20 protein-coding genes and 1 riboswitch are annotated in these 25,347 nt (G+C 53.1%); of the genes, 8 read left to right on the forward strand and 12 right to left on the reverse strand.

The window, feature by feature from the left end; all coding sequences use genetic code 11:
* Positions 1-34: 34 nt before the first annotated feature.
* A complete protein-coding gene (locus tag AACY82_RS03530) occupies positions 35-1,681 on the reverse strand; it encodes a methyl-accepting chemotaxis protein (RefSeq protein ID WP_339615379.1) in 1,647 nt (548 codons plus the stop codon).
* An 81-nt stretch (positions 1,682-1,762) separates the two neighbouring features.
* Complete coding sequence (locus tag AACY82_RS03535; RefSeq protein WP_339615380.1) at positions 1,763-3,478, reverse strand: potassium/proton antiporter; 1,716 nt, start codon at positions 3,476-3,478, stop codon at positions 1,763-1,765.
* A gap of 136 nt (positions 3,479-3,614) precedes the next feature.
* On the opposite strand from AACY82_RS03535, the gene AACY82_RS03540 reads away from it, so the two are divergent.
* Both AACY82_RS03540 and AACY82_RS03545 read left to right on the forward strand, forming a co-directional pair.
* Complete coding sequence (locus AACY82_RS03540) at positions 3,615-5,612, forward strand: VacB/RNase II family 3'-5' exoribonuclease (protein WP_339615381.1); 1,998 nt, start codon at positions 3,615-3,617, stop codon at positions 5,610-5,612.
* 7 nt (positions 5,613-5,619) lie between these two features.
* Positions 5,620-6,096: an EVE domain-containing protein gene (locus tag AACY82_RS03545; RefSeq protein ID WP_339615382.1), complete on the forward strand. Its 477-nt coding sequence runs from the start codon at positions 5,620-5,622 to the stop codon at positions 6,094-6,096.
* A gap of 83 nt (positions 6,097-6,179) precedes the next feature.
* Here AACY82_RS03545 and AACY82_RS03550 read toward each other — a convergent pair whose 3' ends face one another.
* Complete coding sequence (locus AACY82_RS03550; protein ID WP_339615383.1) at positions 6,180-8,750, reverse strand: pectinesterase family protein; 2,571 nt, start codon at positions 8,748-8,750, stop codon at positions 6,180-6,182.
* A gap of 391 nt (positions 8,751-9,141) precedes the next feature.
* Here AACY82_RS03550 and AACY82_RS03555 point away from each other — a divergent pair, with 391 nt between their 5' ends.
* A complete protein-coding gene (locus AACY82_RS03555; RefSeq protein WP_339615384.1) occupies positions 9,142-9,729 on the forward strand; it encodes a hypothetical protein in 588 nt (195 codons plus the stop codon).
* Between the two features lie 111 nt (positions 9,730-9,840).
* Positions 9,841-10,671, forward strand: a complete 831-nt coding sequence (locus tag AACY82_RS03560; RefSeq protein ID WP_339615385.1) for a S1-like domain-containing RNA-binding protein — start codon at positions 9,841-9,843, stop codon at positions 10,669-10,671.
* Positions 10,672-10,954: 283 nt separating this feature from the next.
* Here the strand turns inward: AACY82_RS03560 and AACY82_RS03565 are convergent, their stop codons facing one another.
* The 3 genes from AACY82_RS03565 to guaB form a co-directional block, all read right to left on the reverse strand.
* Positions 10,955-11,581, reverse strand: a complete 627-nt coding sequence (locus AACY82_RS03565) for a YceI family protein (RefSeq protein ID WP_339615386.1) — start codon at positions 11,579-11,581, stop codon at positions 10,955-10,957.
* A gap of 1 nt (position 11,582) precedes the next feature.
* On the reverse strand, positions 11,583-13,160 hold the full coding sequence (gene guaA, locus AACY82_RS03570; RefSeq protein WP_339615387.1) for a glutamine-hydrolyzing GMP synthase: 1,578 nt from the start codon (positions 13,158-13,160) through the stop codon (positions 11,583-11,585).
* 86 nt (positions 13,161-13,246) lie between these two features.
* Complete coding sequence (guaB, locus tag AACY82_RS03575) at positions 13,247-14,722, reverse strand: IMP dehydrogenase (protein WP_339615388.1); 1,476 nt, start codon at positions 14,720-14,722, stop codon at positions 13,247-13,249.
* Between the two features lie 204 nt (positions 14,723-14,926).
* Between guaB and xseA the strand changes: the two genes are divergently transcribed.
* The 4 genes from xseA (at position 14,927) to AACY82_RS03595 (ending at position 18,654) form a co-directional block, all read left to right on the forward strand.
* A complete protein-coding gene (xseA, locus tag AACY82_RS03580; protein ID WP_339615389.1) occupies positions 14,927-16,261 on the forward strand; it encodes an exodeoxyribonuclease VII large subunit in 1,335 nt (444 codons plus the stop codon).
* 55 nt (positions 16,262-16,316) lie between these two features.
* Positions 16,317-16,436: riboswitch (TPP riboswitch) on the forward strand.
* Positions 16,437-16,472: 36 nt separating this feature from the next.
* Complete coding sequence (gene thiO / locus AACY82_RS03585; RefSeq protein ID WP_339615390.1) at positions 16,473-17,621, forward strand: glycine oxidase ThiO; 1,149 nt, start codon at positions 16,473-16,475, stop codon at positions 17,619-17,621.
* Positions 17,618-17,842, forward strand: a complete 225-nt coding sequence (thiS, locus tag AACY82_RS03590) for a sulfur carrier protein ThiS (RefSeq protein WP_339615391.1) — start codon at positions 17,618-17,620, stop codon at positions 17,840-17,842. Before thiO ends, thiS begins: the two co-directional genes overlap by 4 nt.
* 2 nt (positions 17,843-17,844) lie before the next feature.
* Entirely contained in the window at positions 17,845-18,654 is an 810-nt protein-coding gene (locus tag AACY82_RS03595) for a thiazole synthase (RefSeq protein ID WP_339615392.1), read from the forward strand.
* Here the strand turns inward: AACY82_RS03595 and AACY82_RS03600 are convergent.
* From AACY82_RS03600 to ispG, 6 genes are read right to left on the reverse strand one after another with little or no spacing between them, the layout of a single operon-like run.
* A complete protein-coding gene (locus AACY82_RS03600; RefSeq protein ID WP_339615393.1) occupies positions 18,651-19,553 on the reverse strand; it encodes an AEC family transporter in 903 nt (300 codons plus the stop codon). The genes AACY82_RS03595 and AACY82_RS03600 overlap by 4 nt on opposite strands.
* A 39-nt stretch (positions 19,554-19,592) precedes the next feature.
* A complete protein-coding gene (der, locus tag AACY82_RS03605; RefSeq protein WP_339615394.1) occupies positions 19,593-20,981 on the reverse strand; it encodes a ribosome biogenesis GTPase Der in 1,389 nt (462 codons plus the stop codon).
* Positions 20,982-21,040: 59 nt separating this feature from the next.
* Positions 21,041-22,183: an outer membrane protein assembly factor BamB gene (gene bamB / locus AACY82_RS03610; RefSeq protein WP_339615395.1), complete on the reverse strand. Its 1,143-nt coding sequence runs from the start codon at positions 22,181-22,183 to the stop codon at positions 21,041-21,043.
* The gene (locus AACY82_RS03615) at positions 22,180-22,857 is read right to left on the reverse strand and encodes a tetratricopeptide repeat protein (protein WP_339615396.1); all 678 of its coding nucleotides are present in this window, start codon (positions 22,855-22,857) and stop codon (positions 22,180-22,182) included. The genes bamB and AACY82_RS03615 overlap by 4 nt, the downstream gene beginning before the upstream one ends.
* Positions 22,858-22,916: 59 nt before the next feature.
* On the reverse strand, positions 22,917-24,197 hold the full coding sequence (gene hisS, locus AACY82_RS03620) for a histidine--tRNA ligase (RefSeq protein ID WP_339615397.1): 1,281 nt from the start codon (positions 24,195-24,197) through the stop codon (positions 22,917-22,919).
* 35 nt (positions 24,198-24,232) lie between these two features.
* Positions 24,233-25,345, reverse strand: a complete 1,113-nt coding sequence (gene ispG / locus AACY82_RS03625; RefSeq protein ID WP_339615398.1) for a flavodoxin-dependent (E)-4-hydroxy-3-methylbut-2-enyl-diphosphate synthase — start codon at positions 25,343-25,345, stop codon at positions 24,233-24,235.
* Positions 25,346-25,347: the final 2 nt, after the last annotated feature.

A 25,347-nucleotide genomic window follows, 5' to 3' on the forward strand; every position in this document is an offset into this window, starting at 1 on the left:
ACTCCTGCGTATTAAGTTTTAGGGCACTTTACCTCTAAACCTTAAAGTTTCCCACCAGTTGACGCAAGTTGTGCGACAGAGTACTAAGCTCCGCGCTGGCTTCTGCGGTCTTGCTGGCGCCGCCAGAGGTATTCATCGCCAGCTCATTAATTTCCACTAAATTTTTATCAATCTCGGCGGTTACTGAGCTTTGCTCTTCGGCAGCGGTGGCAATCTGAATCGCCATATTGGTAATGGTACCCACCGCCTCACTGATACTCGCCAGCGACTCACCACCATCGTTGGCGGACTCTACCGCCTCCCCGGTCATGTCACTGGCGTGGGTCATCGCTTGCACGGCACCTTGAACTCCTGATTGCAACTGCACGAGCATCTGCTGGATATCCTCGGTGGACTCTTGGGTGCGGCTGGCGAGTGTGCGCACCTCATCGGCGACAACGGCGAACCCTCGCCCTTGTTCACCAGCGCGAGCCGCCTCAATGGCGGCATTTAATGCGAGTAAATTGGTCTGCTCGGCCACACCGCGAATCACATCAATCACTGACGTAACGTTTTTAGCTTCGTCCTCAAGTTTGCCCATAACGCCGGCCGTGTCGTTAATACGGGCTGACAACTCCTCAACACGCGCTACCGCCGTGCGTATGCGTGCTTGCCCAATCTCTGTCACATTACTGGCGTTTTTAGCGCTTTCAGCCGTCTCGTTGGTGTTTTGTGCCACCTCTTGAATCGCCACCGTCAACTCATTTACAGCAGCGACCACCATGGTAATGGCGTGGCACTGTTCGTCGGCAGCCCTCTGGCTGTTGCTTGACACCTCTAATAGTAGGTTGGCCGATACCGCCACATCTTCTGTATTACTGCGAATTTGGCTGATGAGCGATTGCAGTTTATCCATAAAGCGGTTTACATGCCCCGCGAGCTCGCCCAATTCATCACTATTGCCCTCATCCAGGCGAATCGTCAGATCACCGTCGCCCTCGGCGATGTTATGGATACGATCACCAATGGCTTTGAGCGGCCGAATCACCATCATGGGAAGCAATAACGCCGCCGCTAGGGCAACCAACAAGCAGATAACCGCAATCACAATCAGCTGCGCCGAAATGGTTTGCTCATCGGACTCGATTTGTTGCGTAAATTGATCGACGTGGGCCAAGCGCCGCTCACCGACTATGTCTAAATGAGAGCGCACCGCCTCAAAATAGCGAAAGCTCTTTTCAAACCCTTCTTGCTCTACCGCGTCAATGGCCATCGGATCACCCAAACTTGCCGCCGATACCAAGTTTCGGCTGTATTGGTACCACGAATCATACAGCCGTAAAAACTCCTCGCGCTCGGCGGGGGTACTGGTGTCGGATAACTGCAGCGACTGTAAAAAGCGGGATTTAGCCTGCTCAGCATTATCTTCAAACTCGGTTTTTAAAGCCGCAATACTGGCACCACTCACGCCGCTGATAAACATCGTGCGCTCAGCGGTTAACGCCTGATAGAGGTCTCTATCAGCCTGCAAGATTAACTGCAGCTCCTGGAGGTTAATTTTAGCAATCGTATTGGCATGAGATGCTAATTGGTTGGTCGAGCGAACGGAGTAGAGGCTCGAGTACAAAAACAATACGACCAACAGTAACAACGGTAGGGTGAGCTTCCAGCGAAAGCTCATATTATGATACCAAGCAAACATTGTGTGTCCCTCTCAACGCCAGTGGCAGTGCTATTAGCAGCAACGCCTAATTATTATAATATCGGCCGTGGACGGAAAATCTTAACGGTGCAGTTTTAAGCTGACTTTAACCACCTTCGCGTCTTGCATTTCCAGCACAATAAACTCGACATTACCTAAACGCACCCGGTCACCCACCACCGGTTTCTTGTAGCGCTTATAAATATAGCGGCCAATACTCCAGTTCGCCATGTCGGCGGGGACCTCAAAGCTATACAACATCCCCAAATCGGCCAACTTCGCTCGCGGGGTGAACACAAACTCGCCAAAAAAGGCCTGTGCATTCAAACGATCCGGCTCCAGCTCACCCACCAAGGTTTTATCGAGGGCTTTTAGGGCATCCGGTCTGGCCAGCAGATAAACGTGATCATTGGCCTGCAATGTGGGATCGTCCTGCAACGGCACCGGCATCTCTTCACGCATAATGCACAATAGCTGAGCCTGGTCCGGTAACGGCAAATTTGCCACGTCCATTTTTAGCGCTGGAGAATCCTGCAATAGCTTGTAGCCGACAAACTCAAACCCAGCCTGCCCCGGTACACCCAGCTCAACCCGCTGCACCCGCGATGAACTGGTAGGCACATCCAACTTTAACCAGCGCGCCAAGGGCGCTACCGTCCAGCCCTGTAGCACCAGAGAGATAAGCACAATAAAAAAAGCAATATTAAAAAAGAACGGCCAGTGCTCTAGCCCGGCGAGCCAGGGGAACATCGCCAACACAATGGGTACCGCGCCCCGCAGCCCAACCCAAGAAATAAACAGCGTCTCGCGCCACGAAAACTGAAACGGCAGCAGCGATACAGTCACGGCCAGCGGCCGCGCGACAAAGATTAAAAACAATCCGACTAATAACGCGCTGGAAGCATAAGTCACCAGCTCCCGTGGCGACACCAGCAAACCCAGCATTAAAAACAAGCTAATTTGCGCCAACCAGGCAATGCCATCGTGAAACCGCTGAATATTGTACAACCCGCGCGAAACGCGGTTGCCCAACATTAAACCGCCCAAATAAACGGCTAAAAAGCCACTCGAGTGCAGCACGGCGGCCACCCCAAAAATTGAAATACCGCCAAATAACGCCAACAGAGGATAGAGCCCGGGGCTTAACTGCAACTTAGTCACACCCCACGCCAGCACACGCCCGCCAACGACCCCAACGGCGGCACCTACTCCCATTTGCCAGACAAAAGCCCACAACATCGAGGCGTGAAAACCGGTCTCGCCCAGGCGGATAAACTCGACCACGGTAATGGTTAAAAAGATCGCCATCGGGTCGTTCAAACCCGACTCTATCTCAAGCGTTGCCCCGACCCTGGCCTTGAGCGCCAAGCCCTGCATGTTAAGCACGGAGAAAACGGCGGCGGCATCGGTCGAGCCGACGATAGCGCCAATCAGCATACCCTCTACCCACGACAGCTCCAGCATCCACGCGGCAAACGCGCCGCACACAGCGGCGGTAACGACCACGCCAAGTGAGGCCAACACCAACGCTGGGCGCAACCCCACCCGAAAGTTGGTGATATCCGTGCGCAAGCCGCCATCAAACAAAATCACAGCCAGCGCGATGGTGCCTAAAAATAACGCCGACTGAACATCGTCATAGGCAATTTTACCTATGCCATCCTCACCGCCGAGCATCCCCACCAATAAAAACACCAACAATAGCGGCATTCCCACTCGAGGCGAGAGCGCGCTGGCCAAGATGCTGATCAAAAAGAGAACAGCACCGAGCAATATCAACTGATTAAGTACATCCATAAGTTAATAATACACTAGCTTGACAGGCATACCGACGCCCAGGCGAAAAAATTCAAAGCGGCGACTGCTACCAGCGCAAGCAGATAAATCCTGTTATCATGCACGCTATTCTCATGCCCAGATCAAGTTGTTATTCATGCTCAATAAAGACGCTATCTCTCAGCTTTCGCAGTTAAAGTCCTCTATCGTCGCCGACAAAACCTACGCCGAAGGCATTGTTCGGCCCACCGCCAAACGCTTTGGCTTTGTCCGGCTGGATGACGGTCGCGATGCCTTTTTGAACCCCGACCAGATGCTGCGAGTACTACCCGGCGACCGAGTGAAAATCAGCCTGACCGAGAACAACAAAAAGCAGCTGGAGGCAACTCTTGAAAGCTTATTGGAGACGCCATTAACGACCTTCGTCGGGCGTTACGTTCGCAAGGGTCCTGCGCATTTTGTCGAGCCAGACTTACCACCGTTCAACCGATGGTTATTTATTCCGCCACAAGAGCGCACCAACTGCGCCGAGGGCGATTTAGTAGCCTGTCAGCTGGTTCGGCATCCGTTTAAGCACGAAGGCAAAGCGCAAATTCGTGTGATAAATCGCATCGGTCGGCCCGACGAAATCGGCATAGAGGGTCGCTATATCGCCGCTAAATTTAATTTGCCTAGCGAGTGGAGCGAGTCGGCACTGGAGCAAAGCCAGAGCATCAATATCGACCACCTTGATGACAACAAGCGGGCCGACTTAACCGACTTACCGCTGGTCACTATTGACTCGGAATTTACCCGCGACATGGACGACGCCGTCTATGCCGTCCGCGACGGCGATGGTTGGACCCTGACCACGGCCATTGCCGACCCAAGCGCGTTTATCACGTACGATTCAGCGCTTGATCAAACCGCTCGAACCCGTGGGAGCACGCTTTATTTACTGGGGCATCCCATTACCATGCTGCCCACCGAGTTGTCGCACGACACGTTCTCGCTCATTGCCGGCGAAGTGCGACCGGCCATAGTGTGTAATATCCGTATTGATAGCGACGGTAAAATTACCGATTACGGGTTTCAGCAAGCGCTAATCAAATCGCACCACAAACTGAACTATCAGGCGGTCAGCGATTTGCTGGATGAACGCGAAGGCGGTGACGACAGCTACGCAGCCCTGCCAAGTGACGTTCGCGACAGTCTAAAGGCACTGCACGAATGCGCGAGCGCGCGCTTAAATTATCGTCGCGAGCACGCCCTGGTGATGGAAGATCGCGCCGATTACCAATACTGGCTAAACGATCAGAAAAAAATCGAACGGATTGAAAAGCGCCACCGCAACACCGCACAAAAGCTGGTCGAGGAAGCCATGCTCGCCACCAACATCTGTGCCGGCCGCCTATTCAAAGAAAACCCCAGCACCGGCCTGTACTCCGGTCACGTCGGGTTTCGTCCCGAGCGCCTAGAAGATGCCAAACAACTGGCGGGTGAACTCTTGCCCGAACTGGCCGCGCAAGATCTCGCGCAGCTGCCTCACTTTCAGGCGCTGTTTAAGCACCTACGCGCTAACGCACCACAAAATCCCGAGTTAAACGCGCTGCTTTCGTTGCTGCAACGGCTGCAGCAAGCGGGCAGCTTAAGCGCCGAACATCAAAGCCATTTTGGTTTGGGCTTTGACGCCTACGCAACCGTCACCTCTCCTATCCGGCGCTACCAAGACCTGTTTAACCACTTTGCCCTTAAAGCAATTTTAACAGGTACCGATGTACCAGTAGCCCCGAGCGAATTGGCCGAGCAGCAACAGCAAATTTTAGTGCGCGGGCGACAAGCCAGCCGGCAATTAGAGCACTGGCTGCTGTGCCAATACTTGGCCGAGCACGTCGGCACCGTTCATTTCGGCACCATTACCGGGGTTAGTCCTAACGGTATTAATGTGCGCCTTAATGACATTGGCTGCGACGGCTTTGTGCAATTATCAGAAAAAGGCAAACCGCGCCCTAAATTTGACAGCAGGCGCTTACAGCTAACCACAGAAACAAAAGTCTATACGCTGGATGAAACCATTGCGGTAAAAATATCGGCGGTAGATGTTGATACTCGCCGCATCAGCTTAGAGCTAGTAGACGCCGCCGTGGCCGAGCGGTTGCAAGTGTTCGAGCAATAGTACAACCGTGGTGCGCACAAACTCTGAACAATACTGGCTATTTAAGTCGGAGCCTGATTGCTACAGCATTGACGATCTGGCGCAAGCGCCGCAACAGACCGCCCGCTGGGACGGCGTGCGCAACTTTCAAGCGCGTAATTTTTTACGCGACCAAGTCGCTGCGGGTGATCGGGTATTTTTCTACCACAGCCGCTGTAAAACAATCGGTATTGTCGGCACTGCGATCGTCAGTCGCGCCAGCTATGCCGACCCGCAACAGTTTGACCCACAAAGCCCCTACTTTGACGCCAAATCCAGTGCAGAAGCGCCTCGCTGGTTTTGCGTTGATATCACCTTGACTAAAAAATTTGCTCAGACAGTCACTCTTGATCAGATCAAGCAAATTCAAGCGCTTGATGAGATGGTGCTGCGTAAACAAGGTCGACTCTCTGTCCAGCCCGTGACCCAACGGGAATGGCAAACCATTAACCAACTGGCACTATAATGAACGGTTAACACCTTTCTGGTGCCTTTAACCCAAAAAAAATGCCGGCATATATGCCGGCATTTTTACGTCTTGCGGTCTATTTAAGGCTCTGGGTTCCAGCCCGCACCGCCGTTGTAACCGGCGAATACTGATGCTCTATCCGAGTATGCGGCCGCTTCGCCCGCAGATAACAGGTAACCCGATTCGCGCTGGGATAAATCCAATGGATTACCGCTTAAATCGGTACTACCAAACTCTTTCCAACCAGAGCTGGCATCGGCAACAACAGGGTTGGGTGCGGGCTGACTATTAACACCCTCACCCGCCCAACCGATATCGGCGATATGACTGTCCATGGCGCAATTGATAAACGCAATATTATCGTAGTTCTCAGCTTTGCCGCCACTGCGTGCCAAATAGCTGGTGCCATCTGCAATTACATTTCCCGTTGGCCCGGCGCCGCGCGTTAAACGCGAGTTTAAAAACACAAACCCCGGGTCGGTAATATTTTCAGTACGCGCCTGCAAAATATAACCATCGCTAGAGCCTTTAGAGTCGCCAATCGAGCGTATCTCACTGTCTTCAAACAGTGAAGCGACGCTATAACCCCAAATAAAATCGACGTTACCGGCTACCAACGTATTGTAAAACCAGGTATAGCCTTTTAATAACAAGGTATCCTGCTCGCTAATAAACGCAGAGTTTTTCGCGATCAAACGGTAGCTACTGTTAAAGTAAATCGTCTCCGCTTGGTTGGAGGCATTGTCGACCCGGATGTGGTCATTTTTTAAGGTGATGGTATCGAGTACTAAATTGTCGACGCCTTCAACCAAAAACACACTGCGACCACCGCCCGGTGTACCTGGGCCAGGTGCTGCACTGCCGCCCGAACCACCGTTTAACGACTCGTAGTTATCGTAGTGAATCACGGTATTGTCAGAGCTCTCGCCCCGCAATGTGAGGTTATTTTTATTACGTAAAAACAACATCTCGTGATAAGAGCCGTCGTTAATATGGACCAATGCCGCATCATCTTTCGGCACACTGGACATCATATAGTTTAACGCCCCTTGAACAGTGCGAAAATCGGCCGCACCGTCGTCATCCACCGTGACCTCATTACCCGTAGGGGCCGCCGCTTTGGTGCTAAAGCTCCAGTTGCTGTTTTCTCCTAAGCCGCTAAAGCTCATACCGTTAAGGTCGGCGACCACCACGCCATCACCAATGGCCACATAGTAATCGGTGCCGTACTCCAACAAACCCGTGTGCGGTTTAATGTGCAAGGTATTGCCATCGATAACAAAGGGGCTGTAATAAACACTGCGCACGCGATCTTGCCCCGGATAACCAATATTATCGACCTCGGCACCGAGGTTAATAGTATCAATCAACGCATTATCGCTGGCACGAAAAATACGCACCGAGCCGATGTCACCCAGCGTTGGCGCCGAGTCAAAAGTGATCGCCAAACCTTCATCAATGTGGACATCCATAGCTCTACTGGCGGGCATCAACTTACCGTCCAGATCACCATAGGTTGTACTTGGCATGGTAAAACCTTCAGCCACCGCGACATCAATACGGCGCTCGATACTGGGGTCAGAACCACTGGTAAAGGTTACGCTGGCGTCACCTTTCGCCAAAGGCGTCAATGATACTGCTGCGCCGTCAATATCCACGGCAACAATGGCCGGATCTGAAGACTCCACGGTAAACGAATCTTCCGTCACCCCATCATCTTGCAATGCGGCCACTGTCACCACTAATGGCGCGCTGCCGGCTTCAACCTCCCATGTTGGGTCAGCATAATCGATGGTGAGTTGCACGGGCTTAACCGCCGGGTCGCCCACTTTAATATCATCGATTTCGAACGACCTATTGTAGGTGTACAAACCAATTAAGCCTTTATCAGCGTAATCGGCGTCCGGCGTGGTGCCCAGCAGCTCACCGTTTAGGTAAACGGTTAAGTCTTCACCGATCATTTCAAAGCGTACGGTGTACCAAACACCATCGGTCTCGCCGGCTTCACCCAGCAAAATCGGCTTACTTGCCTGCACTGGCCGCGAGATCGAGCCGTCAACACTTTTGGCGATTTCGACCTTGGTACTGCTTGAAGAGTTTTGTACGTTTAAGCCACCGGCGTGCCAGTTACCTGCACTGTCGTAACGCGCCATCATGTATAAAAACTTACTGGCGGTATTGCTGTTTTGCCGTGGGCGAATGCGCGCTTCGACAAAATAGTCGGCATTTGGCACATCGGCAAACGCCTCGGGCGTGACCAGCAGCAGTTCACCATCTACCTTATTTGGGCCGGCGGTAGCGGCGGTATAACGCAGCACGTTATTGCCATTGTCATCCAAGATATCAAATGTACCGGTCGCGCCAGTAGTGTTATCGGGGCTAGCTAAAACGTTCCAATTGCTCAGCTCGCCGCTGGCAAAGTCGTCACAGAAATACAAACCGGTTTCAGGGCACTCGAAGGGGCCGGCTACCGGCACTTCGGGTTCAGGTTCAGGCTCGGGCTCCGGTGTAGGTTCCGGCTCGGGTTCTGGTTGAGAGCCATTATCGGCAGGGATATTAATAACGATCGGATCGTCGTCATCACTGTCGCTGCCACAACCGGCGAGTACGCCTAATAAAACGGCAGCCGACAAAAGATAGCCAGTTTTCATGCTAATTCCTTATTATTGATTATATTTTAGGCAGTCAGGTCACGGTAAACGTTTACAGCGCGCAGGACCACCAACCCACCTTACCAAACAAATTAATGGTATGACCAACAATAACATCACTGCCTTACCAAGCTCAATAGTATGATATTTATTATTGGTACCTTAAAAGCCCTATCAAGTATTCCCAACCTTTACACAACCCTCTTGTAAAACCTACATAATCAACAACTTAGAGAGACTATTTATTAATCAACTTAAATCAAATACGCCTATTTTTGTGATGAAGAGCACGCAACAGAAGGGTGGTATCGTATTTGGCAAAGCAATTGCTTTGTATGCGGCAGAGTTTTAATAGCCACTTGGCATCAAACACCCACAGGAGTACTTTACGATGGCCTTACCAGTTAGAACTATGCAAATCGCTGCGGCAACGCTTGCACTGTCTGTCGCGGGCGGCGCTTACGCCGATCGTGGCGCAGCGTTAAAGAACACTTATATCAGCTACAACCATGCGGGCCTGCAGTACGTAGAGCAAGATTTGGACGACTACGATTGCAACCAAGATGGGCTGCGCGCCTATGGCAACGTCGACATTGACGGCCACTGGTACGGGGTCGGCTCGGTGACGGATGTCAGTGGCAATAACGGTTGTGGTTCTACCACTGTGGCGGCTGGTGCTGGCTACCGTACCGCTTTTAGCCCTAGCTTTGATTTGTATGGCACCTTGAGTGTGGAGCACACCTCTCCCGACTACGGCAGCAGCGATACGGGCCTCATTGCCGCCGCCGGTCTGCGTGGTATTTTGTACAACAACATCGAAGGTAAAGCCGAAGTGGCGCACCACACCGCCTTTAACGACACCACGGCATTAAACTTAGGCGCCAACTACTGGTTTACTCGTACCATCGCCGCCACCCTAGACACCTCTCTATCGGATGAAGGCAATTCGATCGCCGCTGGCGCCCGCGTGAACTTTTAATCATTTAGCAGGCATCAAAAACAGGCAGAGGCTTGGGTTTGCCCCGAGCTTCTGCCTGCTTTATTTTTATAGACGCGTTACAATCGCCCTTTTGCTTAAGGCGACTTAGTTATGGCGCATATTGGCCGTTACGCGACCCTCCCCATTGTTAAGCTGGTAGATTTTGGCGCTTACCTAGACGCCGGTGAGCTAGATACCATACTGCTTCCCAAACGCTATCTAACCGACGAGATGACCATTGGTACCGAGGTGGATGTATTTTTGTACCTCGACTCCAACGACATTCCCGTTGCCACCACCATCAAACCCTTTACCCAAGTAGGTGAAACCGCCCTACTCAAAGTGGTGGATATTAACGATGCTGGCGCTTTTCTGGACTGGGGGTTACCCAAACATTTATTGGTCCCCTATAAAGAGCAACACAAACGATTCGAACTCGGACAGTCTTACGTCGTCACTTTGTATTTAGACCCGTATTCACAACGGATAGTTGGCTCTTCGCGCCTCAGCCGGCACCTAGAGGAAGACGGTCGCCACCTGAATGTCGGCGACAAAGTCGACTTACTGATATGCGGCAAAAGTGACATGGGCTTTAAAGCCGTGATCAACCAAGCGTATCTGGGGTTGATATTTCGCGACGACGCGTTCCGCCCGGTGCGCTACGGCCAACGGCTTGATGGTTACATTAAAGGTATTCGAGCGGACGGCAAGATTGATTTGTCCCTGCAACCGCTGGGCGACAAAGGCCGCGACCGACTGCAACAAAAAATTATGGATTATTTACAACAATCCGGTGGGCGCTCTACGCTAAACGACAAAGCCGACCCTGCCGAGATCGCCAAACAGTTTGGGGTGAGCAAAGGCGCCTACAAGAAAGCCTTGGGAGCCTTGTATAAACAGCGCGCAATTACCATTGGCCATGACGAAATCAGTCTTAACTGATAAAACCCGCGCGGCGCTGCAGAATCAAAATATCGCGTAAAACCTTGTTTTTTTAGGTACGGATACAAAGATAAACTGCAGCTCAGAGCCAAGGCGCTAGGATGCTAGGATGTGATGTCGCCACTAGGCACTCAGAGGTGCAGGCTTTGGCTCTCTGTATGACGGCAGACATACCTCGGTAACATCACCTCAAGCTCGGTCGCGGCCGAACCGGAATACGGCTCATCAACTGGGCACGAATCTAACATCACAGGCATGTACACCAGTAAAAGCCCAAGCGAGTTTACCGTCGAATAAACTCGGCGTATATCTCAAGCGTTACTTCATCACCCACGGCAGGCACAAACTGCCCCATGCCGAACTCAGAGCGCAATAACGTTAAACCGGCATCAACACCTAACGTGTAGTCTCCCGTCAGCCGATTGGTGGTGGCACCATTTAACGTAACCGTTAATGTCGTCGCTTTTGTCACGCCGCGAAACGTCAAATCACCACTAAACGCCAACACCGGCCCTGTCACTTGAGCTCTACCGCGCGATTGAAAACGCGCCTTGGGATAATCGTTAACGCACAACCAATCACACCCCATGAGTGTTTCGGCAAAATCAGGACGGTTAATATCCAGCGAGGTCATATCCACATCGGCGGTAAACGTACTCGCCGCCGGGTCATCGTTGCGATAGTTAAGTTGGGCGTCCGAGCGATTAAATCGACCGACGAAGCTAGAAATACCAAGGTGGGAAACTTTAAAAATAACGCGAGTATGGTCAGGATCTAATTGGAAGTTTCCGGGTTTTAAGGTGGACAACGAGGTGTCCACCTTACCCATTATTAACGAGCCACAACCTGCCAGAGCAAACAATGCACTGCAAAGTACAATGCCACACGCTTTTTTAGGCCCGCTAAACACATTACTCCCACTCGATGGTGGCGGGCGGCTTACTGGATACATCGTAGGTAACCCGCGAAACACCGGAGATTTCGTTGATAATGCGGTTCGAGGTTTTCTCCAACAGCTCGTAAGGTAAATGCGCCCAACGAGCTGTCATAAAGTCGACAGTCTCGACCGCGCGCAGCGCGATAACCCACTCGTAACGGCGGCCGTCACCAACCACACCCACCGATTTAACCGGCAAGAAAACGGCAAACGCCTGGCTGGTTTTGTGGTACCAATCGGCGGCGTGCAGCTCTTCTAAAAAGATAGCATCGGCCTCACGTAATATATCGGCGTATTCTTTTTTGACTTCGCCCAAAATACGCACGCCCAAACCTGGCCCGGGGAAAGGGTGACGATAAACCATATCGTAAGGCAAGCCCAACTCTAAGCCGATGGCCCGCACTTCGTCTTTAAACAGTTCTCGTAACGGCTCAACCAGCTCCAGCGCCATATCATCTGGTAAGCCGCCGACATTGTGGTGCGACTTAATGACATGTGCTTTACCCGTCTTGGCGGCTGCCGATTCAATCACATCGGGGTAAATCGTTCCCTGCGCCAACCACTTCACATCGCGAATTTTGGTAGCCTCTTCATCGAATACTTCGATAAAGCTATTACCGATAATTTTACGCTTGCGCTCCGGATCATCTTCGCCGCTTAAGCGCGACAAAAACAACGCTTCGCGATCGGCGCGAATCACTTTAACACCCATGTTTTTCGCAAACATGTCCATCACTTGATCACCCTCCGACTTGCGTAGCAAACCGTTATCGACAAACACACAGGTCAGCTGATCGCCAATGGCTTTGTGCAACAGCGCGGCCACAACGGATGAATCAACACCGCCTGACAGCCCCAACAGGACTTTATCGGTGCCGACTTGTTCGCGAATTTTTACCAGCGCATCATCGACGATATTGGCGGGGGTCCACAGAGGTTCGCAACCGCAAAGCTTAAGCACAAAGTGCTCAAAAATACGCTTGCCCTGTAGCGTGTGGGTCACCTCGGGGTGAAACTGCAGGCCGTAAAAATCTTTCTCGTCACAGTACATACCGGCAATGGGGCACGATGGCGTCGAGGCCATAACCGTAAAGCCCTCAGGCAAAGAAATCACTTTATCGCCGTGACTCATCCACACATCCAGCAGCGCATTACCTTCGGCGTCGACGTGATCTTTAATGTCGTCGATCAGCGGGCCGTTGCTATCGATTTTTACTTGCGCGTAACCAAACTCCTGAATCGCCGAGCCTTGTACAGCGCCGCCCAACTGCTCGGCCATAGTTTGCATGCCGTAACAAATACCCAATACGGGTACGCCCAGTTTAAATACCACTTCAGGGGCGCGGGGCGAGTTAGCTAAGGTGACGGACTCAGGGCCACCGGCAAGAATAATACCGTTGGGGTCAAACTCGCGAATTTCTTCTTCGCTCATGTCGTAAGCACGAATAATGGAGTAAACCCCCACCTCGCGCACACGGCGAGCAATTAGCTGTGTATATTGAGAGCCAAAATCGAGAATGAGAATACGCTGAGCGTGAATATCCTGAGTCATAGGGTTTCCGCAACGGTTAAGTTAACTGTAAAAATGAAAAACCCCCGCACACCATGGCGGGGGTTTTGATGCTGAGCAGAATCAGATTAGCGGCCACTAATAGGATAGTTAGGCGCCTCTTTGGTGATCTGCACATCGTGTACATGGCTCTCGCCCATACCCGCCGAGGTCACTCGGACAAATTTGGGCTGAGTGCGCATCTCGATGATATCACGGCTACCCGTGTAGCCCATGGCCGAGCGCAAGCCGCCCATCATCTGATGCACGATCACATGCAGTGGCCCCTTGTAAGGAACACGGCCTTCAATGCCTTCTGGTACCAGCTTTTCAGCGCCGGCGCTGGCGTCTTGAAAGTAGCGATCAGACGAACCCTGGGTTTGCGCCATAGCACCCAACGACCCCATGCCGCGATAGGCTTTGTAGGTGCGCCCCTGAAACAACTCAACTTCACCGGGGGCCTCTTCGGTTCCGGCAAACATCGAGCCCATCATCACGCAGTCGGCACCGGCAACGATGGCCTTAGCCAAGTCGCCGCTAAAGCGCACACCGCCATCGGCAATCACCGGCACGCCCGTATCTTTTAGCGCCGAAACCACATTGGCAATCGCCGACACCTGAGGCACACCCACACCACTGACAATACGCGTGGTGCAAATGGAGCCTGGGCCAATCCCCACTTTAACAGCATCGGCGCCAGCATCGGCTAACGCTTTGGCCGCCTCTGCGGTGGCGATGTTGCCGCCGATCACTTGAAGATCGGGGTATTTTTGTTTAATTGCGCGAACCCCATCAAGTACATTTTTGGAGTGTCCGTGAGCGGTGTCCACCACCAGTACATCAACCCCGGCATCAACCAGCGCTTTCACTCGGTCATCAGTATCTGCACTGGTACCAACACTCGCACCAACGCGTAAGCGACCCTCGGGGTCTTTGCTGGCACTGGGGTATTGCTCAGCTTTATTAATGTCTTTTACGGTGATCATGCCGCGCAGCTCAAACTTGTCGTTCACGATCAGCACCTTTTCGATGCGATGTTTGTGCAGCAATACCCGAATGTCCGCCGCCGAGGTGCCCTCAAGTGCGGTCACCAGCTTCGCCTTGGGTGTCATAATGCTCGAGACAGTCGCGTCTAAATTGGCCTCAAAGCGCACATCGCGACGAGTGACAATACCAACCAAGTCGCCATTTTCAAGCACCGGAACGCCCGAGATGTTATGTGCTTGAGTCAACTGCAACAGGTCGTTAATGGTGGAGTTTGCCTCGATGGTGATCGGATCTTTAACCACACCGGCTTCGTATTTTTTAACAGCGCGCACTTGCTGCGCCTGTTTTTCAATCGACATGCTTTTGTGGATAATGCCGATACCGCCCTCTTGCGCAATGGCGATGGCCAAACGCGCTTCGGTGACAGTATCCATGGCCGCGGAGATAAGCGGTATATTGAGCGAAATTCCGCGGGTCAGGCGTGTTTTTAACGACACATCCTTAGGGGTGACCTCGGAGTAACCGGGTACCAGCAAAACATCGTCAAACGTGAGAGCCTCTTCAGCGATTCGCAACATAGCTATCCAACCTTTGCGCCAATAGAAAATAAGCGCGGCATTATACTCTATTTATAGGCCGTCAGTAAACCAGAGAAATCCGGGGCACGCCGCGCTAACTGACTGATATTCTTTTATTTTTGCGGCATACAACCACACGATATAAAAAGCTCAAAATAGCACTTTACCGGCACCAATTTAGCCTAGCTTTGTTACAATCACCCCATGGATCACACAGCAACCGATAACAGCCGCACCATCTACAGCGTTACAGCGCTCAACCGCCTTAGCCGCCAGCTGCTAGAGACCCACCTGCCTCTGGTTTGGATTGAGGGCGAGATTTCAAACTTTGCCAGGCCCAGCTCGGGCCACTGGTACTTCACCTTAAAAGACGATGCCGCCCAAGTACGCTGCGCGATGTTTCGTAACCGTAACGCTGCTCTGCGCTTCACCCCGACACAGGGCGAGCAAGTGTTGCTGCGTGCACGGGTAAGCTTGTACGAGGGCCGGGGCGACTACCAGTTGATTGCCGAGCACATGGAGCCGGCCGGCCACGGTGCACTGCAACGCGCCTACGAACAACTAAAAGACAAACTGGCTAAAGAAGGCTTGTTTGACCCCGAGCGCAAACAAGCGCTGCCCGAGCTACCGCGCCACATTGGCGTGATCACCTCGCCCACCGGTGCGGCGATTCGCGACGTCCTGTCGGTGTTACAAAGACGCTACCCCGCGATTCCTGTGAGTATTATTCCGGTGCCGGTGCAAGGCACCGAAGCGGCCCCCGCGATTGTCCAGGCCCTTGCCATGGCGGCCCGCAGTCAACTGTTTGATGTACTGCTGCTAACCCGCGGCGGTGGCTCGCTGGAAGATTTATGGCCGTTTAATGACGAGCGGGTCGCACGGGCCATCTCTCTATGCCCCGTGCCGCTTATCAGCGCTGTGGGGCACGAGGTGGACGTCACCATTGCCGACTTTGTCGCCGATGTACGCGCCCCCACCCCATCGGCGGCTGCCGAATTGGTCGTGCCCGATGTCAGTGAGCAACTGGTGCGCCTGCAAGTGCGCGAGCGTCACCTAGGGCAAACGATTCAACGTCGCTTACAGCGCTTGAGCGAGCAACTCAATCATTTACAAAAGCGACTACGCCACCCCGGTGACCACTTACGGCAGCAGTCCCAAAGGCTCGACCAACTCGAATTGCGTTTAAACAGCGCCATCAACCACACGCTAGAGCGCAAAAAACAAACGCTCGCCAACTTAGAGGCTCGCCAACCAGACCCACGCTACGCACTGCAACACCTAAAAGCGCAATTCCAGCGAACCCGCAGCGCCCTTATGCAGCAGTGGCAAGCCAGTCACCAGCGCGCCTCTCAGCGCCTCGGCGAGAATGCGCGTCTACTGCACAGCGTCAGCCCGCTCAGCACGTTAGAGCGCGGTTATGCGTTAGTCACCGACTCCCACGGCAAAATAGTGCGTGACAGCGATGCAGTACAACAAGGCGATAAAGTAACAGCCAAGCTCGCACGCGGCGAACTGCACTGCCAGATTATTGAGGGTTAATCACTCGGGCAAACCTCATCAAGATTGCACGGCCCGCGCAAACCCATTATATTGAACGCTCTTGTCGGGGCGCCTCGACCTGTTTAAGACAGGGACGGAGGCTGAGATCGGTACGTCCGAACCCGTGGAACCTGAACAGGCTGATACCTGCGGAGGAAACAAGTAACGCATTCGTGCGCCCTCCTCAGCCTCAACGATTATTCGAGGCACCGTGATTGACTCTTTAACCACTCGCTCTGCGCCCTCTCGCGTGGCGATTGCCGGCGCAGGCTTACTAGGCCGCTTAACCGCGTGGCGACTATCGCGCGCAGGCATACATGTCGATGTATATGAAGCGGGCTCGCTCGACGCCCCAACTGCCGCGGCAACGAGTGCCGCCGGAATGCTATCACCGCTAAGTGAAGCGGTGGTCTCAGACTATCAAATTTATCGTATGGGGCTGCACAGCCTAACGCTCTGGCCGCAGTGGTTAAGCGAGCTTGGTCCGCAGGCGCTCACGCATTTTCACTGCAACGGCAGTTTGGTGGTCGCCCATCCACAAGACGATTGCGAGCTGGTTCAGTTTGAAGCTGATTTAACCCGACTGATTGGGCGCAACAACATTGCTATGCAATCGCTTAATGCCAGCCAAATACAAACTGTTGAGCCTGATTTAAACCCACAATTTAAACGCGCATTGTTGTTAGAAAATGAGGCCCACCTCGACAACCGTCAACTGTTGCAAACCTTATTGGAATATCTACGCCACAGCGATAAGGTAACGCTAACCGATAACACGCCTGTGGCTGTTGCGCCCCACACAATCACCCAGCTAAACCGCCAGCAAAAAACGGCGTACGACTGGGTCATTGACTGCCGTGGTTTTGGTGCCAAAACGCAACAGCCATCGCTGCGCGGCGTACGCGGCGAGACACTGCACGTCTACACCAGCGAAGTAAACCTACAGCGGCCAGTGCGATTGATGCACCCGCGCTATCAACTGTATATTGTGCCTAAACCCAACCAACGCTACATTATTGGCGCCACGCAAATAGAAAGTGAAGACACCTCACCTATCAGCTTGCAATCGTCACTAGAACTATCCAGCGCGCTGTACACGTTGGCTCCAGCTTTTGCTGAGTCGCGCATTGTTGAATCCGACAGCAATTTGCGACCAGCCTATATCGACAACCTTCCTAAAATCACCCGCGACGACGGTTTGATTTGCGCAAACGGACTATACCGCCACGGTTATTTATTGGCACCGGTCATGGTCGAGCTGCTATTAACGACTTTTAACCTACCGACCTCCAGCGACGAATTTTCGTCATTGATTCAGCACTCTCACGCCACGCCGTTGGCACAAAAGGTGAGTTTATGAGCCAGAAAACCATTGAAGTTTTTTTAAACGGAAACTGCTTGGAAATCGCCCCGGCAACCACCCTTAAAGACGCTATCGCCGAGTGGCAAAATCAAAGTGCCGTAGGCGAAAAGTTTGCCGCCGCCGTCAACGGCGAGTTTGTGCCTCGCTCGCAGTACCACAACACCTTACTTGCGAGTGGCGATCTGGTCGACATCGTGCAACCCGTTGGAGGCGGCTAAAAATGAATAAACCGGCAACCACCACAGACCCGCTAACGCTTTACGGCGAGCATTTTAACAGCCGCTTTTTACTCGGCACGGCCCTATACGACTCACCGCAATTAATGCGCGATGCCATCGATCACTCAGACTGCGACATCGTCACCCTCGGTTTGCGTCGACAAAATCCGGCCAATGGTGACGGCGAGACGATCTGGCAATACATCCGCGAGAGCGGCTGTAAATTATTGCCCAATACCGCTGGCTGTAAAACCGCAAAAGAGGCGATCAACCTGGCATTGATGTCCCGCGAGATGTTTGCGACCGACTGGATAAAACTTGAAGTAGTAGGCGATGATTACAATTTACAACCCGACTCATTCGCCCTGATTGACGCCGCAAGCGAGCTCATCAGCCAAGGGTTTAAGGTTCTGCCCTACTGCACCGAAGATTTAATTGTTTGCCAGCGATTGCTAGACGTCGGTTGCCAAGTGTTAATGCCTTGGGGCTCTCCCATCGGCACCGGTCAGGGCCTACTCAACCGCTATCACTTAAACGCGTTGCGCCAGCGCTTTGAGGTACCACTTATTGTCGATGCTGGATTGGGTGCACCCTCGCAAGCAACCGAAGCAATGGAGATGGGGTTTGATGGGATATTACTGAACACTGCGGTAGCGAAAGCCGGTAACCCGCCGCTAATGGCACGCGCTTTTGCCGACAGCATTATTGCCGGCCGCCGTGCCTTTAACGCCGGTCTGATGCAGAAACGTCAAACCGCCAGCCCCAGCACACCGACCATCGGCCAACCATTTTGGCACCAGCATCAAAGCTAAGCGACGACAGCGCGCCAAAAAAACAACGACAGCAGCCCGACGGGCAAACTGTAACCTACCAATGACGCCGCCAAGCGCGGCGCCAAATCGTAACGCATCGCCAGCGCACCGGCCGAGATCATCGCCGGCATGCCAGCCTCTAACACCACAACCGTAAGCGCCAAATCGTCGCCTCCAATAAACGCGGCAATCATCCACGCCATCAGAGGTTTAATAAGCAACAGTACGCCAAGACCAAACGCAAAAACCTTTATGTGGCGCCGCTCGAGCTGCAAATGCCACGAAATGCCAACCGCCACCATAACCACAGGCACCAAGGTTGCGGCACTCCAGTGTAAAAACTGCGATGCAACCTCTGGGTACGGGATATCAAACAGCAACACCATCAGGGCAAGCAATAAACTAATAAAAGGCGGAAACGTAATGATTTTTCGCGCGATTAAACCAACTGAGCTTTTGCCACCACCAAAGCTGGCGGCAATCACAATGCCAAAGGTATTGAGCGCGAGAAAGGTGCCAAACTGATCGTACAAAATAGCGTAGCCGACCCCATCGGTACCCACTAGCGCATCGATAAGCGGAATACCAACAAACCCGGTATTGCCTAGGGGCATCAGCAACAGCAAACAACCTGTGACAGAGCGCGACCAGTGCGCGAGATGCGCCACCAACCAAACAAGCAACGCTGTTAACACCATAACCGCCCACGCGGTGATAACAGGTAATAGCGCGGTTGCGTCAAAGGTTAAACGCGGCATCTCGTAGAGAATTAAACAAGGCAGGGCAAAATTTATGACATAAGCGTTTAAGCGCGCGGCGGCGCGCTCACCCGCCACGCGAGTAAATTGTAAAACAAGCCCCAACGCCAGCGTCAGGGCAATTACAACAAAGGGGTTCACGCCAACAAGCTCCTAAGCGCCACCAATAATTTGCTAGGGCTAGCTACCTTTACGGGGCGAGCGACGGATACGAGCGTTACGCGGCGCCGAGGGATTAGGCTTTTTGCGACCAGAAAAGGGGTTATCGCCGGTTTTAAACTCCACCCGCACCGGCGTACCGCGCAATTTTAAGGCGGTGCGGAAGGTTTTTTCTAGGTAGCGCACGTAGTGAGCCGGCACTTTAGCGGTCTGGTTGCCGTGAATTATAATCACCGGTGGATTACTGCCACCGGCGTGCGCATAACGCAGTTTAATACGGCGCCCGTTTGCGGCCATCGGCGGCTGGTGCTCTTTGACCGCATCTTGTAGTACTTGCGTTAAAAAGCTGGTCGATAGCTTATCGGTCGCCGAGTTATAGGCTTGCTCGATAGACTTGTACAAATTACCCACGCCAGTGCCGTGCAGCGCCGAGATAAAATGAATATTGGCAAAATCGATAAATCGTAAGCGACGCTCTAACTCATTTTTAACGTATTGCTTGTGGCTATCTTCTAACCCGTCCCATTTGTTTAGGGCAACCACTAAGGCCCTTCCCGCGTCTATGACCGAGCCCAACAAATGCAAATCCTGATCGACGATCCCCTCACTGGCATCCATGACCAAAATCACGACGTTTGCGTCATCAATGGCTTGCAAGGTTTTTACGATAGAGAACTTCTCGACCGTCTCGGAGACATTTTTGCGACGCCTAACACCTGCGGTATCAATAATGGTATAGGGCTTATCAAAACGCTCGTACTGAATATAAACACTGTCGCGCGTGGTGCCGGGCAAATCGTAGACCACCACACGATCCTCGCCCAACATGCGGTTTACCAGGGTCGACTTACCCACATTAGGGCGCCCGACGATGGCCATTTTAATACCGGTTGACGTCGCAATTGGTTCCTCTTCGGCCTCTGGCAACTCTTCAAACACAGTCTCCATTAAGCTTTTCACGCCGCGGCCGTGGGTCGCCGTGGTGGCAAAAACTTCGCCGATTCCCAGCTCGTAAAATTGTGAGGCGACCATATCCGGGTCCATTCCATCAATTTTATTGGCCACTAAGTAGACTTTTTTGCCCTGGGCGCGCAGGTGTTTGGCAATAGCAAAATCGCCACTGGTCACGCCGTCGCGGCTCGACACCATAAACAGTACGACATCGGCTTCATCAATCGCCTGTAGCGACTGCTCGGCCATCGCGGAGTCAATCCCCGCCTCTTCACCGGTAATACCGCCGGTATCGATAAGCATATAACGACGGTCGTCAAACTTACCCTCGCCGTATTTACGGTCGCGGGTTAGCCCCTCGTAATTGGCCACAATGGCATCGCGCGAGCGTGTCAGGCGGTTAAACATGGTGGACTTGCCCACATTGGGTCGTCCGACAAGGGCGATGACTGGAATCATAGTTTTGAATCTTGTGTCTGGAATCCGGCCCGGCCCGGGCCGCAGGGGTATGGGTGCAATCAGTCTTGCTTGATCGCGTAGGCGGCCAGTGTACCATCATTGGCCAACACATATAAAAGCTCGCCATCGCTCCACAGCGGGACACGAACGCCCGAGCCATCCACGCGTTCACGCGCGGCAAAGCGACCATCCGAGGTATTTAAAAAGTGCACATAGCCCTCTTCGTCGGCGACTACTGCGTAATCACCCAGTACTGCCGGGCCCGTTACCTGGCGGCGCAGCATTAATTCATTGCGCCACAACTCGGCACCGCTGCCCGCATTGTAGGCGACCACGGCACTGTCATCTTTGGCAATATAGAGTGCGTCATCACCCAAACCGATCTCTTGGTAGCTAGACGAGTCGATCGCCCACAACGGCCGGCCATTAGAGCGGCTAACGGCCATCAAACGCCCCTGATAGCCATTGAGGTATAAGATGCCGTCGCGCAGTAATGGCGAGGCTTGAATATCCACCATCTTCTCGAGATCCGAGCGACCTTTGGGCATAGCCACACGCTGCTCCCACAAAATCAGGCCGTTTTGTGGGTTAAAGGACATCAGCCGACCGTTGGCAAAACCTGCGTAAACGGCCGCTGCGGTAATAACCGGCGATGGGCGACCACGCAAGGTCAACTTCGGTGGCGGATTATCGTAAAACCACATCACCTCGCCGTTACTGGCGTCCAGTACGGTTAAACGACCGTCCAGAGTTTGCGCCGCGACAATACTCTCGTCACCCGCCGGTACCGACATGACCTCGCCGCTTAATTGGGTGCGCCACAACTCTGTGCCGTCGGCAAGATTAAGGGCTAACACTTCGCCTTCATCGGTGCCTAACAGCAACTGACCTTTGCCCAGCCCCACGCCGCCGGCCAAGACGGTGTCTAGATCTTTGCGCCACAACACCTTGCCGGTTTTACGGTTTAGAGCATAAAGCTCACCTTCGTAGTCCGCGGCATACAAGGTATCGCCATCGATAACCGGGGTAATGCGGGTATAGCCGTCACCTTGACCATCACCAATACCCCGATGCCATACCCGCTTGATCTCAACCGTAGGCTCAAAATCAACCAGCTCCATGGGCTCGGTGCCGTCTTCATCGCTGAACAGAGAGCAGCCAGACAGGCCAACCATCAGCCACAGTAGTGCTAGGTATCTCATGCAGAGGGCTCCTCGGCGCTGTTGGCCAATTTGAGATTGTCGATTTTCATTTGCAACACCACGCGGCGCTGTTGTTGCTCGGTGCCGACTTTTTCAATCGCGCTTTGATAAGCCGTTAAAGCGGCCGCGTTATCGCCATTCTGACGCAAAATATCGCCGCGCACTTCCGCTTGCTCGGCGGCAAAACCGGTCGCGGGCTGATTGGCAACCAGCGACAACGCATCATCGTAACTGCCCTCAGAGGCAAGCACCCGCGCCAAACGCAACCGGGCAATCTCTTGCAGGGCTGGGCTATCGCTGTTATCTAGCACCCAGTTAAGTTGGCCTTTAGCGGTGTCGAAATCCTCCCCAGTCACCGCCGCTTGCGCGGCATACAACGCTGCCTGTGCCGCGTAAGCACTGTCTTTGTCGGTGTCTTTTACCTGTTCAGCCAAGTGACTAATCGTCGCTCGATGAGCTTCGTCAGTCGCGTTACCTTCGCCTGCGGTGGTCACCAGCTGCTCGTAAAAATCAGAGGCCGCCTCCGCCTTGGCTTGCTGCTGGTCCTGCCAAAAATTCCAACCAAAGTAGCCGCCGGTAGCGACCACTACGCTGACGATCACCGTCGAGCCGTACTCCTTCCAGAGGCGTTTTAGGTTTTCTAGTTGTTCTTCTTCGGTTAGATGATCGCTCACGAATTACTCCTAACGGGTCTGTCTTATAGTCTGTCTAAAATAAGTATCCGCTCGCGCGATCAGCGCGGCGGACCGTAATGTGCCAATACAGCGGCCAGCTCTGTGCGGGCCAAGCTCTGTTGGGGTTTGTCTTCTCGCAGGTACTTTACCACGACACAATCGTTGGCGGCTTCATCTTCACCCAAAATCAATGCCACCGAGGCACCGCTCTTGTCGGCTTTTTTTAGCTGGCTCTTAAAGCTACCGCCACCGCAGTGCATCATTAAGCGCAACTGCGGCAAACTTTCGCGCAGAGATTTTGCCAGGCTCAAGGCGCTGGCTTGTACATCCCCCACCGCCGCCAAATATACATCCAAGGTATTTTCAGCCTCGGCAGGCACCACTTGTTGCGCTTGCAGCAGCAAGACCAAGCGTTCAAGCCCCATGGCAAAACCGACGGCGGGGGTCGGCTTGCCGCCTAACTGCTCCACTAAATTATCATAGCGGCCACCGGCACACACGGCACTCTGGGCCCCTAGTTTATCGGTTACCCACTCAAATGCGGTGCGACCGTAGTAGTCCAGCCCGCGCACCAAACGCGGGTTGACCCGGTATGGGACACCAGCGGCGTCCAACAGTTGCTTTAACGTGGCAAAATGCGCTTTAGATTCATCATCGAGGTAATCCAATAGCGATGGGCCGCCATCCAACAATGTCTGGGTCGCGGCCGCTTTGCTATCAAGAATTCGCAGCGGGTTGGTGGTTAGACGGCGCTGACTGTCTTCGTCTAGCTCATCTTTATGCTCATTTAGGTAAACCACCAAGGCCTCTCTAAATTGCGCACGTGCGGTATCGCTACCCAGCGAGTTAATTTCCAACGCAACGCAATCGTCTAGCTTAAGCGCTTGAAACAGATTGTGGCTTAGCATTAACAGCTCGGCATCAATATCGGGGCCCTCTAAGCCGTACGTCTCAATTCCGATTTGATGAAACTGACGGTAGCGGCCTTTTTGTGGCCGCTCGTAGCGAAACATCGGCCCCATATACCACAACCGCTGTGTCTGGTTATAAAGCAACCCGTGTTGCTCGCAGGCGCGCACGCAGCTGGCGGTACCCTCTGGGCGCAAGGTAACGCTCTCACCACTGCGATCGTCAAAGGTGTACATTTCTTTTTCGACAATATCGGTCACCTCACCAATGGAGCGTTTAAATAAGTGTGTTTGCTCCATGATAGGAAAACGGATTTCCCGATAGCCAAACCGCGCCAGTGTACTGGTGACGGTTTTTTCTAAATATTGCCATGTGGCGATGTCATCGGGGAGAAGATCGTTCATGCCCCGGATTGCCTGAATTTTTTTCAATGTTCTGCCTTACACCTGTCTTGGGTGAAACCTAATTAGCTTTTAGCGATAATATTTTTTTCGGCCTTAAGCTTTTCGTCCGCTTTTTGCCGTATTAAACGTTCAAGGTTATCCACCAAGCTATCGTTACCAAACTTCGTGCTGGGCTGGCCATCCACATACACTAAGTTGCTGGGCGAGCCGCCGGCCAAACCTAGGTCGGCCTCTTTCGCTTCACCCGGGCCGTTTACCACACAGCCAATCACAGCAACATCGAGCGGTACGGTGATGTCTTCGACGCGCATCTCCAGCTCGTTCATGGTTTTGATTACATCAAAGTTTTGCCGAGAGCAGCTTGGACAGGCGATAAAGTTAACGCCCTTACTGCGTAACTTTAAGCTGCGCAGTAAATCCCAGCCGACTTTGACCTCTTCCACCGGGTCCGCCGCCAAAGAAATACGAATCGTGTCACCAATACCGTCAAGCAATAACGCGCCCAAACCGACAGAGGACTTTACAGTGCCCGAGCGCAAACCGCCCGCCTCGGTGATACCTAAGTGCAACGGCTGATCAATTTTGGTGGCCAGCTGCCGGTAGGCACCCACGGCCATAAACACATCCGATGCCTTTACGCTGACTTTAAAATCGGGGAAGTTTAATTTGTCGAGAATATCCACATGACGCATGGCCGACTCGACTAGCGCCTCGGGAGTTGGCTCACCGTACTTTTTTTGGATTTCTTTTTCGAGCGACCCGGCATTAACACCAATGCGGATCGGAATCCCTAAATCGCGGGCTTTATCGACCACCGCGCGGATACGCTTATCGCGGCCGATATTACCTGGGTTAATCCGCAAGCAATCGACGCCTAAGTCGGCCACTTTTAGTGCAATTCGGTAGTCAAAATGAATATCCGCCACCAAAGGCACACTGACTTGCTTGCGAATTTCACCAAAGGCGTCGGCGGCCTCTAGCGTGGGCACCGAGACTCGCACGATGTCCGCGCCGGCATTTTGCAAACGAGTAACCTGCTCAACCGTCGCCGCGACATCGTTGGTATCGGTGTTGGTCATGCTTTGCACCGCGATAGGTGCATCGCCACCGACCGGCACATTGCCAACCATAATTTGGCGCGACTGGCGTCGCTTAATGGGGGATTCGCTATGCATCA

Source organism: uncultured Gilvimarinus sp. (assembly GCF_963972205.1).
Taxonomy (GTDB): Bacteria; Pseudomonadota; Gammaproteobacteria; order Pseudomonadales; family Cellvibrionaceae; genus Gilvimarinus; species Gilvimarinus japonicus.